Source organism: Pseudomonas sp. 2822-17, from assembly GCF_002742485.1.
Taxonomy (GTDB): Bacteria; Pseudomonadota; Gammaproteobacteria; order Pseudomonadales; family Pseudomonadaceae; genus Aquipseudomonas; species Aquipseudomonas cyclaminis.
In genome coordinates this window covers 201,053-213,948 of the sequence record NZ_LJRZ01000500.1, presented here as the reverse complement: position 1 = coordinate 213,948, position 12,896 = coordinate 201,053, and the positions used below count along the sequence as shown (strand labels likewise).

General features: G+C 61.1%; 12 protein-coding genes. 5 read left to right on the top strand and 7 right to left on the bottom strand.

Annotated features, from left to right (window positions below; translation table 11 throughout):
- The first annotated feature begins 34 nt into the window (after positions 1-34).
- From AOA60_RS19400 to AOA60_RS19390, 3 genes are read left to right on the top strand one after another with little or no spacing between them, the layout of a single operon-like run.
- Positions 35-1,282 carry a D-amino acid dehydrogenase gene (locus tag AOA60_RS19400; protein WP_099585813.1) on the top strand — a complete coding sequence of 416 codons (1,248 nt, stop codon included), beginning with the start codon at positions 35-37 and terminating at the stop codon, positions 1,280-1,282.
- Between the two features lie 10 nt (positions 1,283-1,292).
- Positions 1,293-1,643: a RidA family protein gene (locus tag AOA60_RS19395; protein WP_099585812.1), complete on the top strand. Its 351-nt coding sequence runs from the start codon at positions 1,293-1,295 to the stop codon at positions 1,641-1,643.
- Between the two features lie 16 nt (positions 1,644-1,659).
- On the top strand, positions 1,660-2,562 hold the full coding sequence (locus AOA60_RS19390; RefSeq protein WP_099585811.1) for a transporter substrate-binding domain-containing protein: 903 nt from the start codon (positions 1,660-1,662) through the stop codon (positions 2,560-2,562).
- A 74-nt stretch (positions 2,563-2,636) separates the two neighbouring features.
- Here AOA60_RS19390 and AOA60_RS19385 read toward each other — a convergent pair whose 3' ends face one another.
- A complete protein-coding gene (locus tag AOA60_RS19385; protein ID WP_099585810.1) occupies positions 2,637-3,356 on the bottom strand; it encodes a 16S rRNA (uracil(1498)-N(3))-methyltransferase in 720 nt (239 codons plus the stop codon).
- A 32-nt stretch (positions 3,357-3,388) separates the two neighbouring features.
- Positions 3,389-4,795, bottom strand: coding sequence for an adenosylmethionine--8-amino-7-oxononanoate transaminase (locus AOA60_RS19380; RefSeq protein ID WP_099585809.1), 1,407 nt, complete (start codon positions 4,793-4,795; stop codon positions 3,389-3,391).
- Between the two features lie 272 nt (positions 4,796-5,067).
- Between AOA60_RS19380 and AOA60_RS19375 the strand changes: the two genes are divergently transcribed.
- Together AOA60_RS19375 and AOA60_RS19370 are read left to right on the top strand one after the other, a co-directional pair.
- Entirely contained in the window at positions 5,068-5,619 is a 552-nt protein-coding gene (locus AOA60_RS19375; protein WP_099585808.1) for a cytochrome b, read from the top strand.
- Between the two features lie 32 nt (positions 5,620-5,651).
- Positions 5,652-6,230: a YceI family protein gene (locus AOA60_RS19370; RefSeq protein WP_099585807.1), complete on the top strand. Its 579-nt coding sequence runs from the start codon at positions 5,652-5,654 to the stop codon at positions 6,228-6,230.
- 94 nt (positions 6,231-6,324) lie between these two features.
- Here AOA60_RS19370 and AOA60_RS19365 read toward each other — a convergent pair whose 3' ends face one another.
- The 5 genes from AOA60_RS19365 to ahcY all read right to left on the bottom strand — a co-directional run bounded on the left by AOA60_RS19365 (position 6,325) and on the right by ahcY (position 12,888).
- The gene (locus AOA60_RS19365) at positions 6,325-8,211 is read right to left on the bottom strand and encodes a DEAD/DEAH box helicase (RefSeq protein ID WP_099585806.1); all 1,887 of its coding nucleotides are present in this window, start codon (positions 8,209-8,211) and stop codon (positions 6,325-6,327) included.
- 222 nt (positions 8,212-8,433) lie between these two features.
- On the bottom strand, positions 8,434-9,225 hold the full coding sequence (locus tag AOA60_RS19360) for an ABC transporter substrate-binding protein (RefSeq protein WP_099585805.1): 792 nt from the start codon (positions 9,223-9,225) through the stop codon (positions 8,434-8,436).
- 63 nt (positions 9,226-9,288) lie between these two features.
- Positions 9,289-10,371 carry a hypothetical protein gene (locus tag AOA60_RS19355; RefSeq protein WP_099585804.1) on the bottom strand — a complete coding sequence of 361 codons (1,083 nt, stop codon included), beginning with the start codon at positions 10,369-10,371 and terminating at the stop codon, positions 9,289-9,291.
- Between the two features lie 83 nt (positions 10,372-10,454).
- Positions 10,455-11,300 carry a methylenetetrahydrofolate reductase [NAD(P)H] gene (gene metF / locus AOA60_RS19350; RefSeq protein ID WP_099586237.1) on the bottom strand — a complete coding sequence of 282 codons (846 nt, stop codon included), beginning with the start codon at positions 11,298-11,300 and terminating at the stop codon, positions 10,455-10,457.
- A gap of 178 nt (positions 11,301-11,478) precedes the next feature.
- Positions 11,479-12,888 (bottom strand): adenosylhomocysteinase, encoded by a 1,410-nt coding sequence (gene ahcY / locus AOA60_RS19345; RefSeq protein ID WP_017735703.1) that lies wholly within the window; start codon positions 12,886-12,888, stop codon positions 11,479-11,481.
- Positions 12,889-12,896: the final 8 nt, after the last annotated feature.

The following is a 12,896-nucleotide window of genomic DNA, read 5'->3' as shown; positions in this document are numbered from 1 at the left end:
CTGCGCCTACGCTTGAAGCCTCTGATTTAAGCGGGTGACAACGATGGTGTGCATCATTGGCGGTGGGGTGATCGGTTTGGCCAGCGCCTACGCGTTGGTACGCGCAGGCCATGAGGTGACAGTGATCGACGCCCGCGACAGCCTGGGCAGCGAGACCAGTTACGCCAACGGCGGGCAGTTGTCCTACCGTTATGTGGCGCCGTTGGCCGACGCCGGTGTGCCGCTGCAAGCGATTGGCTGGCTGTTGCGCGGTGATTCGCCGTTGAAGCTGCGCCCGCGCCTGGACCCGCAACAGTGGCGCTGGATGGCCGCGTTCATTGGCGCCTGCCGTGGCTCGGTGAACACGCGTAACGCGGCCCACCTGCTGCGTCTGGCCTCCCTGAGCCAAAACACCCTGCAACAATGGCGTGTCGACGACCGCCTGGGCGACTTCGATTGGCGGCGCAACGGCAAGCTGGTGACGTTTCGCACTGCCGACACGTTTGAGCGAGCGCGCAATAAGGTCACCGATGTCCTGCAGCAACAGGTTCTTTCCACGCTGGATTGCGTCCGCCTGGAACCTGCACTGGCCCACGCGGCGCAGGGTTTTGTCGGCGGTATCTACACGCCGAATGAGGAAGTCGCGGACTGTCATGCCTTTTGCCAACGGCTGGCGCAGCGGCTTGAAGCTTCGGGGCGCTGTACCTTTATGCTGGGGCGCAAGGTGACTGGGGTTCGTCACGCCGACGGTGCAGTCACGGCCATCGAGTTGGGCGATGACGTGATGTCGGTCGAGCAACTGGTGCTGGCGGCCGGGCATCGCAGCGCGGAGCTGGGGTTGCCGGGGTTGTCGCTGCCGTTGTATCCGCTCAAGGGCTACAGCCTGAGTGTGCCGATTGGCCCGCAGCATCAGGCGCCGAATGTGAGCATCACCGACTACGACCGCAAGATCGTCTACGCACGCATCGGCGAACAACTGCGGGTCGCGGCGATGGTGGATATCGTCGGCTTCGATGCCGGCCTTGAGCCCAAACGACTGGCGCTGATGAAACGTCAGGCTGTCGAGACATTTCCTACAGCGGGTGACTACGACCATGGGGTGGAATGGGCCGGCATGCGCCCCGCCACGCCTACCGGTGTGCCGCTGATCGGCGCCAGCGTCTATCGCAACCTGTGGCTGAACTTGGGCCATGGCGCGCTGGGCTTCACCCTGGCGTGCGGCAGCGGCCACCTGTTGGCCGAACTGATCGGCCAGCGCACACCGTCCATTGATATGCAGGGCCTGGCGCCCCGCGCCGCTTGAGGATGCACACATGACCATCAACCGAATCAGCAGCAACGAGCGTCTTTCGGGTGCCGTGACCTATAAGGACTTGGTGTTCCTATCCGGCCAGGTGCCGGGTGACGGTCAGGATGTAGCGACACAAACCCGCGAAGTGCTGGCCAAGATCGACGAGCTGCTGGCCCAGGCGGGCAGTGACAAGGATCACCTGCTCAATGCAACCATTTACCTGAAAGACATCGGCACCGGCTTTGCACCGATGAACGAGGAGTGGTCGGCGTGGCTGTCGCCGGGGATGGCGCCCACGCGCACCACCCTGCAGGCGGAGCTGGCACGGCCGAGCGTGCTGGTGGAAATCAGCGTCATTGCTGTACGTAAATAACCAACGGAGCATAACAATGAAAAAAATCCTGTTGACCGGCTGTACATTGGGGCTGTTGTTCGGGGCTCAGGTTCAGGCCAATGAACCGGCGCTGAACGGCACGTTGAGCAAGATCGCCAACGCCAAGTCCATCACCCTGGGCTATCGCGATGCGTCGGTGCCGTTTTCCTATGTGGGGGATCACAGCGGCAAGCCCATGGGCTATTCGGTGGACCTGGCGAGCAGGATTGTCGAGCGCGTCCAGCAGAAAACCGGGTTGGCGGACCTCAAGGTGAAGTACAACCTGGTGACGTCCCAGACCCGAATTCCGCTGGTGCAGAACGGCACCGTCGACCTGGAATGCGGCTCCACTGGCGTGACCGCCGAGCGGCAGAAGCAGGTGGCGTTTTCCTATGGGTTTATCTACGTGAAAGGCCAGTTGCTGACGGCCAAAGACAGTGGCATCAAAGGCTTCAGCGATCTTGCGGGCAAGAACGTGGTGACCACCGCCGGCACCACCAACGAACGTTTTCTCAAGAGCTACAACGCCGAGCACAAAACCAATATGTTCGTGATCAGCGCCAAGGATCACGGCGAGGCGTTCAAGATGCTGGAGACGGGCCGCGCAGTGGCGTTCTACATGGACGACGCGCTGCTCTATGGCGAGCGCGCCAAAGCCAGGGACCCGCACAATTGGGTCGTGGTGGGCGAGGAGCAGTCGCGGGAGATCTACAGCTGCATGGTGCGCAAGGACGATCCGCAGTTTCTCGCGGTGGTCAACGAGACCTTGGGTGAGTTGTACCGCAGCGGCGAGATCAACGGGATCTACCAGCGCTGGTTTGAACAACCGATTCCGCCCAAGGGCCTGAACCTGGAGTTCCCGATGACCAGTGAGTTGAAGGCGATCATTGCCAAACCGGTCAGCGACCCTGTCGAGTAAGACGGGGTAACCCAATCCAAATGTGGGAGGGGGCAATCTCCCTCCCACATTTTTGACTGGGTTGGCAAAGGCGGTTAGAAGTCGCCCCAGAGTTGTTGGGCGACGGCCAATGCGACGACGGGCGCGGTCTCGGTGCGCAACACCCGCGGACCCAGGCGCGCTGCATGGAAGCCGGCACTTTGGGCAGTGTCGACTTCATGGTCGGTCAAGCCGCCTTCCGGCCCGATCAGGAAGGCCAGGCTCGACGGCTTGACATGGCTGATCATCGGCTCGGCCACCGGGTGCAGCACCAGCTTGAGGTCGGCTTCGGCCTGTTTCAGCCAGTCCGCCATCAACAGCGGTGGGTGAATCAGCGGCACCGTGGAGCGTCCGCATTGCTCACACGCACTGATCGCCACTTGGCGCCAGTGCAGCAGGCGCTTGTCGGCGCGTTCGTCCTTGAGGCGCACTTCGCAGCGGTCGCTGAAAATCGGCGTGATTTGGTTGACCCCCAATTCAGTGGCTTTCTGGATCGCCCAATCCATGCGCTCGCCTCGGGACAGGCCCTGGCCGAGGTGGATGTGCAGCGGCGATTCAGTCTGGCCGTTGAAGCTTTCGGTGAGGTTTACGGTGACACGTTTTTTCCCGACCTCCAGCAAGGTGCCGCGAAACTCCTGGCCGGAGCCGTCGAACAATTGCACGGCGTCGCCGTCGACCATGCGCAGCACGCGGCTGATGTAGTGCGCCTGGGCTTCGGGCAGTTCATGGTCACCGAGGCTCAGCGGGGTGTCGGTGAAAAAGCGGGACAGTCTCATGTCTGTTCTCTGAAGAATTTAGGTAGGAGCCATCAGCCCGGGTCGCGAAAGCCTGGGTGGAAGTCTGTTGGCACGGCGACGCTGACCTTGCTGTTGGTCGCGATATCGATGCCTTCGCTGGCGACGCTGGCGAGGAAGTCGATCTGCTCCGGCGTAATCACATACGGCGGCAGGAAATACACCACGCTACCCAATGGCCGCAGCAGCGCGCCACGTTCCAGGGCGTGTTCGAACACCTTCAAGCCACGGCGTTCCTGCCACGGGTAGGCGGTCTTGGTGGCCTTGTCCTGGACCATTTCGATGGCCAATACCATGCCGGTCTGGCGCACTTCCGACACATGGGGGTGATCGACCAGGTGGGCAGTGGCGCTAGCCATGCGCTGGGCCAGGGCCTTGTTGTTTTCGATGACGTTGTCTTCTTCGAAAATATCCAGGGTTGCCAGGGCCGCCGCGCACGCCAGCGGGTTGCCGGTGTAGCTGTGGGAATGCAGGAAGGCGCGCAGGGTTGGGTAGTCATCGTAGAACGCGTCGTAGACGTCGTCCGTGGTGACCACGGCCGCCAGCGGCAGGTAGCCACCCGTCAGGGCCTTGGACAGGCACAGGAAGTCCGGGCGGATGCCGGCCTGCTCACAGGCGAACATCGTGCCGGTACGGCCGAAGCCTACGGCGATTTCGTCGTGGATCAGGTGCACACCATAGCGGTCGCAGGCTTCGCGCAGCAGCTTGAGGTACACCGGGTGGTACATGCGCATGCCGCCGGCGCCCTGGATCAGCGGCTCGACGATCACGGCGGCGACGGTGGCGTGGTTTTCTGCCAGGGTCTGTTCCATGGCCAGGAACATGTTGCGCGAGTGCTCTTCCCAGCTCATGCCTTCGGGCCGCAGGTAGCAGTCCGGGCTTGGCACCTTGAGGGTGTCGAGCAGCAGCGCCTTGTAGGTCTCGGTAAACAACGGCACGTCGCCCACCGACATCGCCGCGATGGTTTCGCCGTGATAGCTGTTGGTCAGGGTAACAAAGCGTTTTTTGTCCGGCAGGCCGCGGTTGAGCCAGTAGTGGAAGCTCATCTTCAGGGCGACTTCAATGCACGACGAACCGTTGTCAGCGTAGAAGCAGCGGGTCAGGCCTTCGGGCGTCATCGCCACCAGGCGCTCGGAGAGTTCAATCACCGGCTGGTGGCTGAAACCGGCGAGGATCACGTGTTCCAACTGATCGACCTGGTCCTTGATGCGCTGGTTGATGCGCGGGTTGGCGTGGCCGAACACGTTGACCCACCAGGAACTGACGGCGTCGAGGTAGCGCTTGCCTTCGAAGTCTTCCAGCCAGACGCCTTCACCGCGCTTGATCGGGATGAGCGGCAGTTGCTGGTGGTCTTTCATCTGGGTGCAGGGATGCCACAGCACGGCGAGGTCGCGTTGCATCCACTGGTTGTTCAAGCCCATCGGTGATCTCCTCGAAGCGGTCCTGCGAGCGGCGCAGGCGAAACAATCGCGCAAGCCTATGCAATGGTGGCCTGGGTCACAAGCCATTGTCGGGAATTCGGAGTAAACACAGGACGGACTGTCACGTTTCTTAGGAATAGTCCTTAATCCTTGGTTAACTTATTGTGCATACGCTCCAGATCGTATTTCTCGATATTTCAAAGCGAAATTTTCCGCTTTAATTCGATAGGTAAAACGCTAATCTTGGGCGCGGCTCTTACGGGATTAAGTACATGCAGCTACGTAACTCTCCAGCCCGTTACGGCTGGGTCAGTATGATTTTGCACTGGGGCGTGGCCCTGGTTGTATTCGGTCTGTTCGCCCTGGGCTTGTGGATGGTCGGGCTCGACTACTACAGCGCCTGGCGCAAAGATGCGCCGGACCTGCACAAGAGCATCGGTATCACGCTGTTCGCCATCATGCTGGTGCGTATCGTCTGGCGCCTGCTCAGCCCGCCACCGCCACCGTTGGCCAGCTACAGCCGCCTGACCCGCCTCGGTGCTGCGTTTGGCCACGGGTTCCTCTATCTCGGGCTGTTTGCCGTGATGATTGCCGGTTACCTGATTTCCACCGCAGACGGTGTCGGTATCCCGGTGTTTGGCTTGTTTGAAATTCCTGCCGTGGTTTCCGGTCTACCGGACCAGGCAGACAACGCAGGCCTGGTGCATCTGTACCTGGCCTGGGTGCTCGTGGTCTTCGCTGGCCTACATGGCGTGGCTGCGTTGAAACACCACTTTATCGATCGTGATGCGACCCTCACGCGAATGCTGGGGCGCAAAGCCTGATGTTCAACCTCGACTCACAAGGAATATAAAGCATGTTGAAAAAGACACTCGCTGCTCTGGCACTCGGTACTGCTCTGCTGTCTGCCGGTCAGGTGATGGCCGCTGACTACAAAATCGACAAGGAAGGCCAGCACGCCTTCATCGACTGGAAAATCAGCCACCTGGGCTACAGCTTCATCCACGGTACCTTCAAGGACTGGGATGGCTCGTTCAGCTGGGATGCCGCCAAGCCTGAAGCCAGCAAAATCGCCGTCGACGTGAAAACCGCCAGCCTGTGGTCCAACCACGCTGAACGTGACAAGCACATCGCCAGCAAGGACTTCCTGGACGTTGCCAAGTTTGCTGACGCCAAGTTCGTGTCTACCGCTGTTAAATCCACCGGCGACAAAACCGCTGACGTGACCGGCGACCTGACCTTCCACGGCGTGACCAAGCCTGTGACCTTCAAGGCTACCTTCAACGGTGAAGGCAAGGATCCATGGGGTGGCGAGCGTGCTGGCTTCAACGCCAAGACCACGCTGAACCTGAATGACTTCGGCATCAAAGGCCCAGGCCCGTCGTCGCAGACTGTTGACCTGGACATCTCGCTGGAAGGCGTCAAGCAGAAGTAATTTCTGCCCACAGCAGGGCTCATTCATTTTTGCTGAGTCCAAAAAAATGCCCCGTCTCGAAAGAGGCGGGGCATTTTTTATGGGGCTTTAAAACTCAGCGGTTGCGGGTCAGCAGCGCTGGTTTTTCACCACGAGGGCGGCCTGGCAGTTGATCCAACTGCTCAGGTGTCGGGAAGCGGTCAGCTTTCGACTCCTTGTGGATGATCTTCGGCGCCGGGCCACCGCGCGGGTTTTGCACGGCTGGCTCGGACGAACGAGGTTGGTCGTCACGGGCCGGTCGGCGGTTGTTGCTGCGCGAGTCTTCACGGCGGGCCTGGCCGTCACGCGGTGCACCGCTACGCGGGCCGCTGCGCTTGGCAGGTGGAGTGCCGGTGGTGCCGCCGCTGCTGTTGCGCGGACCGTTTTGGCGAGCGCCCTGTGGCTGGCCGCCACGGGGTGCGCCCGTGCCTGCGCCCTGTGCTGGCGCACCTGGACGACGACCACGGCCTTGGGCCGGTTTGGCCTGGGGTACGTAGTCAACGCGGTTACCGAAGTTATCCACGTCGTCGTCGAGGAACTCGTCCGGGGCACGGTCGGCGGTAGCACGGGGCGGCTGGCTTGGCTGACGCTGTTCGCGGGCCGGGGTCCCTTCACGGGGTTTCTGCTCGCGGGCAGGGCGTTCGCCACGGCCGTTGGCGGGCGCTTTTTCCTTGCCGCCTTTGTCTTTGCCTTTGTCACGACGACCACCGCCGCCACCGCCGCCGTTCGGGCCATCGCCCTTCGGACCGCGTGGGTTGCGTGGGTTACGCACGTCCGGACGTTCGCGCACTTCAGGCTTCTCGGCCTCTACGGCGCTGGCATCGAAGCCCATCAGGTCGCCGTCGGCGATTTTCTGCTTGGTCATGCGCTCGATGCTTTTCAGCAGCTTTTCTTCGTCCGGTGCGACCAGGGAAATGGCCTCGCCCGAACGACCGGCACGGCCAGTACGGCCGATACGGTGTACGTAGTCTTCGTCGACGTTTGGCAGCTCGAAGTTGACCACGTGTGGCAACTGGTCGATATCCAGGCCGCGTGCGGCGATATCGGTTGCTACCAGGATACGTACGCTGCCGGCCTTGAAGTCAGCCAGGGCCTTGGTGCGCGCGTTCTGGCTCTTGTTACCGTGGATGGCGACGGCGGTGAGGCCGTGCTTGTCCAGGTATTCAGCCAGACGGTTGGCACCGTGCTTGGTACGGGTGAACACCAGCACCTGTTCCCACGCGCCGTGGGTGATCAGGTGGGCCAGCAGCGAGCGCTTGTGGCTGGCGGCCAGGCGGAACACGCGTTGCTCGATACGCTCGACCGTGGTGTTCGGTGGCGTGACTTCGATGCGTTCCGGGTTGTGCAGCAGCTTGCCGGCCAGGGCGGTGATGTCCTGGGAGAACGTTGCCGAGAACAGCAGGTTCTGACGTTTGGCCGGCAGGCGGGCGAGGACTTTTTTCACGTCATGGACAAAACCCATGTCGAGCATGCGGTCGGCTTCGTCCAGCACGAGGATTTCCACGTGGGACAAGTCGACGCTGCCTTGGCCGCACAGGTCGAGCAAGCGACCAGGGCATGCCACCAGCACGTCAACACCACGGGACATGGCCTGAACTTGTGGGTTCATGCCGACGCCGCCGAAGATGCAGGCGCTGACGAACTTCAAGTCGCGGGCATACAGCTTGAAGCTGTCGTGCACCTGGGCGGCGAGTTCGCGGGTAGGGGTCAGGACCAGTACGCGCGGTTGGCGCGGGCCGTGACGCTGGGATTTGTCCGGGTGACCATTGGGAAACAACCGCTCCAGAATCGGGAGGGCGAAGCCGCCGGTTTTACCAGTACCTGTCTGAGCCGCAACCATCAGGTCGCGACCTTGCAACACGGCGGGAATGGCCCGCTGTTGCACCGGAGTAGGCTCGGTATAGCCCGCTGCCTCGATGGCGCGGACTAAAGCCTCGGAGAGACCGAGGGAAGCAAAGGACATGAGTAATCCTGTTTTAGTTAGGGCTTGGCCCAAAGGGATAATCTTGCCGGGCGTGAATGGCGCTTAGGGGAGCGCAATCCCGTCCGGTCCTGCTGCGTCTGGCGGGCACTCCACCGGCTCGCGCGGGCTTCAAAGCTGCGCAGTAGCGGGGTTGGGTGCCTTTTTCAAGACCTCAGCGGCCGGGCGTAAGCCTGGCGGGAAAGCCGGAGTATAACAGAGCAATCACGGCGCGCCGCTTTCCTGCTGCTCAACGGCGTGTCCGAACGCTGTAAACGCTTGGATTCCACCATATTTGACGCTCAATTGCGTGTAGGCCGGCTCCTGTTTGAAGCGTTTGAGCTCGGCGGCAAAACGTTGCACCAACAGGTCCATGCCCGCGCCACGGCGTACGGCGAGGTATTGTTGCTGGCGGCTGACCACCACGGGGGCCTGGCTGACTTTGTTTTCCAGGCCCAGTGCCTTGATCACGTGCTGGCCCACCCGGCGGTCGGTGATCAACAGGTCGATGCGCCCCAGCAGCAATTTGCCGAAGTTGGCTTCATGGCTGGGGGCCGGCTCGCGGTTGAATTCGGTGGAGTCGATAAAGGGCGAACCGTACAGGTAGCCTGGCGACGTGCCGACCGTGAGGCCGCGCAGCTCGTCAAGGCTTTGGATCGGATGCGGACGTTCGTTGGCGTAGAACATTACGAACTCCACCTGCGACAGGGGTTCGCTGGGGTACAGCAACAGCGCGTCGCGGTCGTGGCTGTGGAAAATATCCAGCGCACCGTCAGCATGACCTTGATCAAGCATGGCCAGGCAGCGCTTCCAGGGCAGGAACTGCCATTGCACCTCGACCCCCAGGCGCTGGAATACGATCACCGTGGTTTCGTAGTCCAGCCCGTGCATGGCGCCGTGTTCCTCATAGACATAAGGCGCCCACGGCTCGGTGACAATACGCAATTTCTCGCCGTAAGCGGCCAGGCTCAGGCAAGTAAAAAATGCAGCGGTCAACAGCTTCAGAATGACGGGCATACCCTGAGGTTACGACGCCCGTGAGCTAAAGAGAAGCTCTGGCGCAAGCTTCTGCGGGCGCTGCTATTTTGTGGGCGAGGTCATCAGGTGTTCGTAGATGGCTGCACGTCGCTCGCCGAGAATCAGCCGCACCACAGGGTTGGCGAACCAATGTTCGAGTTGGTGCGCGTCGACGGGGGATTTCTGGCGTTCTTCCTGGTTCTGCAGCGCCTTGTCCCACCAAACCGGGCCACAGGCTTGGTCGAATTCATTTTCGTGCTCGTAGCAGCCGTAGAGAATCTCGCGGATGAACTGCTGCTTGCGCTTGGGCAGCGCCAGGGTGATCAGCTTGTACATCAAGCGTTGCAGGCGTGGCGGACGGGGCAGGTGCGCGGAGACCTTGCGTGTATCGGCCAGGGCCTGGGCGCAGAGCGGGTCGGCGGCGTGCTTGGTCACCCACGCCTTGACCTTGGCCCGGAACAACTGCTTGCGGCTCCAGTAGTGATGGATGAGGTCGGGGCACTGGCGGACGTCGAGTGTGCGGTACGCGGCCACCGACAGGCAGAACTCTTCCAGGGTGTAGGCGCCGCGGGCCATGGGGAACAGTTCGTCCATCAGCTCGATCGAGCGATCCAGAATGTGCGCGTCTTGCCGGGTCAGGCCCATGACGCCAGAGTTGAGCAGCCACATTTCGTCGTCGGCCAGGCCTTTGTCGGCCAAGTGTTTGGCCAGGGCTTCATACAGCACGCTTTCGTGGTTATCGCCGTACTTGGCGTGGAAGGCATTGCACAACACGGCGCCAGGTGCGACGCGTTCGAACAGCGCCATGGGCGAATCGTGGAAAAACGTGTCGGTGTCGATCAGCAGCGCCCGTTCAGCCGTTTGCAGCACCTGGCGCAACAGCACATGTTTGGTGCGGAAGTGGTAGCCGTGGGGCTCGCTCCAGCGCTGGCGCGTCGCGTCGTCCAATACATGGACCTGCACCGGCAGGCCACGGTAGGGCGCCGGATTGTCGCTGAAGACCTGGATATCCAACGGCATGTCCTGGGGGCCGCCCAGGTGAGAAAGGGCACTGGCGATACTGAATACGGCTTCCTGATGGTAGGTCTCGGCGCCGAATACCAGGTAAATCAGCTGCGGGCGGGGAGTCGGGGACGCTGTATTCATTTACTGCTGGTTTCCTTTCCGAGGATATACAGGCAAAAAAAGCCCCCGTGATAACGAGGGCCGGGTACTGCTATTAAACTGGCCTAGCGTGGCAGTTTAAGGTTGTTCCAGATAGCAAGGCTCGGCTCAGCCTGGTTCAGGGTATAGAAGTGCAACCCTGGTGCGCCACCTTGTAACAAACGCTCACACATTTCGCTGATGACCTGCTCACCGAACGCCTGGATGCTCTTGACGTCGTCGCCGTAGGCTTCCAGTTGCTTGCGCACCCAGCGTGGAATCTCGGCACCGCAGGCGTCGGAGAAACGCGCCAGCTTGCTGTAGTTGGTGATCGGCATGATGCCCGGCACGATTGGGATGTTCACACCCATCGCCCGTACACGCTCGACGAAGTAGAAGTAGCTGTCGGCGTTGAAGAAGTACTGGGTGATCGCGCTATTGGCGCCAGCGTTGGCCTTGCGCACGAAGTTTTGCAGATCGTCTTCGAAATTGCGCGCTTGAGGATGCATCTCCGGGTAAGCCGCCACTTCGATATGGAAGTGATCGCCGCTTTCTTCGCGGATGAAGCTCACCAGGTCATTGGCGTAGCGCAGCTCACCGCTGGCCATGCCCATGCCGGAGGGCAGGTCGCCACGCAGGGCGACAATGCGCTGGATGCCGGCAGCCTTGTATTGGGTCAGCAGGCCGCGCAGGTCGTCCTTGCTGTCGCCCACGCACGACAAGTGCGGAGCGGCGGGAACTTTGACTTCGCTTTCGAGCTGCAACACGGTGTTGATCGTGCGATCACGTGTCGAGCCGCCGGCGCCGTAGGTGCAGGAGAAGAAGTCAGGGTTGTAGCTGGCCAACTGCTTGGCAGTCGCCATCAGTTTTTCATGCCCAGCATCGGTCTTGGTCGGGAAGAACTCGAAGCTGTAGCGACGGTCTTGGGACATGGTCATACCCTTGGAAGCTCATAATTGCGCAATATGCACACCGTCGATGTGGGAGGGGGCTTGCCCCCGATAGCGTAGTGTCAGTTAGTAAATATATCGACTGACCCACCGCCATCGGGGGCAAGCCCCCTCCCACATTAGAAGCCCGCCCCCACTAGGAGAGCAGGCAGCAGGCATATCAGTAGCGGTAAGCGTGCGGCTTGAACGGACCTTCAACGGTCACACCGATGTAGTCGGCCTGAGTCTTGGTCAGTTGAGTCACTACGCCGCCGAAGCCGCGGACCATTTCCAGGGCCACTTCTTCGTCGAGTTTCTTCGGCAGTACTTCCACGGTCAGGCGCTCTGCTTTCTGGGCAGGCGACAGGTCGGCGTATTTCTGGCCGAACAGGAAGATCTGGGCCAGTACCTGGTTGGCGAACGAGCCATCCATGATGCGGCTTGGGTGGCCAGTGGCGTTACCCAGGTTAACCAGACGGCCTTCAGCCAGCAGGATCAGGTAGTCGTCGTTCTGCGGGTCGAAATCGCCAGCACCGGTACGGTGAACCTTGTGCACCTGTGGCTTCACTTCTTCCCATGCCCAGTTCTTGCGCATGAAAGCGGTGTCGATTTCATTGTCAAAGTGGCCGATATTGCAGACTACGGCGCGCTTCTTCAGGGCTTTGAGCATGTTTGCGTCGCAAACATTCACGTTGCCGGTGGTGGTCACGATCAGGTCGATCTTGCCCAGCAGGGCCTTGTCGATGCTCGCTTCGGTGCCGTCGTTCTGGCCGTCGATGAACGGCGAAACCACTTCGAAACCGTCCATGCAGGCTTGCATGGCGCAGATCGGGTCAACTTCGGAGACCTTGACGATCATGCCTTCCTGACGCAGGGACTGGGACGAACCCTTGCCCACGTCACCGTAGCCGATCACCAGGGCTTGCTTGCCCGACAGCAGGTGGTCGGTGCCGCGCTTGATGGCGTCGTTCAGGCTGTGACGGCAGCCGTACTTGTTGTCGTTCTTGCTCTTGGTCACCGAGTCATTGACGTTGATGGCCGGGATTTTCAGCTCGCCCTTGGCCAGCATGTCCAGCAGGCGGTGTACGCCAGTGGTGGTTTCTTCGGTGACGCCGTGGACGCGGTCCAGGATCGCCGGGTATTTCTTGTGCAGCAACTCGGTCAGGTCGCCGCCGTCGTCGAGGATCATGTTGGCATCCCAAGGCGCGCCATCTTTGAGGATGGTTTGCTCCAGGCACCACTCGTACTCTTCTTCGGTTTCGCCTTTCCAGGCGTAAACCGCGATACCGGCAGCAGCGATCGCAGCGGCGGCCTGGTCTTGAGTCGAGAAGATGTTGCAGGACGACCAACGCACTTCGGCACCCAGGGCAACCAGGGTTTCGATCAGTACGGCAGTCTGAATGGTCATGTGGATACAGCCGAGAATCTTCGCGCCCTTGAGCGGTTGCTCGCCGGCATACTTGCGACGCAGGCCCATCAGGGCTGGCATCTCGGATTCGGCGATAAAGGTTTCGCGACGGCCCCAGGCGGCGAGGGACATGTCGGCGACTTTGTAGTCGGTGAAATCTGCAGGCGTGTTGACAGCGCTCATGAAGAGCC

What these genes read in the sequence shown, in the direction of transcription:
- AOA60_RS19395 (WP_099585812.1), top strand. Translation starts at nt 1,293, where the DNA reads ATGACCATCAACCGAATCAGCAGCAACGAGCGTCTTTCGGGTGCCGTG.
- AOA60_RS19390 (WP_099585811.1), top strand. Translation starts at nt 1,660, where the DNA reads ATGAAAAAAATCCTGTTGACCGGCTGTACATTGGGGCTGTTGTTCGGG.
- AOA60_RS19385 (WP_099585810.1), bottom strand. Translation starts at nt 3,356, where the DNA reads ATGAGACTGTCCCGCTTTTTCACCGACACCCCGCTGAGCCTCGGTGAC.
- AOA60_RS19380 (WP_099585809.1), bottom strand. Translation starts at nt 4,795, where the DNA reads ATGGGCTTGAACAACCAGTGGATGCAACGCGACCTCGCCGTGCTGTGG.
- AOA60_RS19375 (WP_099585808.1), top strand. Translation starts at nt 5,068, where the DNA reads ATGCAGCTACGTAACTCTCCAGCCCGTTACGGCTGGGTCAGTATGATT.
- AOA60_RS19370 (WP_099585807.1), top strand. Translation starts at nt 5,652, where the DNA reads ATGTTGAAAAAGACACTCGCTGCTCTGGCACTCGGTACTGCTCTGCTG.
- AOA60_RS19365 (WP_099585806.1), bottom strand. Translation starts at nt 8,211, where the DNA reads ATGTCCTTTGCTTCCCTCGGTCTCTCCGAGGCTTTAGTCCGCGCCATC.
- AOA60_RS19360 (WP_099585805.1), bottom strand. Translation starts at nt 9,225, where the DNA reads ATGCCCGTCATTCTGAAGCTGTTGACCGCTGCATTTTTTACTTGCCTG.
- AOA60_RS19355 (WP_099585804.1), bottom strand. Translation starts at nt 10,371, where the DNA reads ATGAATACAGCGTCCCCGACTCCCCGCCCGCAGCTGATTTACCTGGTA.
- metF (WP_099586237.1), bottom strand. Translation starts at nt 11,300, where the DNA reads ATGTCCCAAGACCGTCGCTACAGCTTCGAGTTCTTCCCGACCAAGACC.
- ahcY (WP_017735703.1), bottom strand. Translation starts at nt 12,888, where the DNA reads ATGAGCGCTGTCAACACGCCTGCAGATTTCACCGACTACAAAGTCGCC.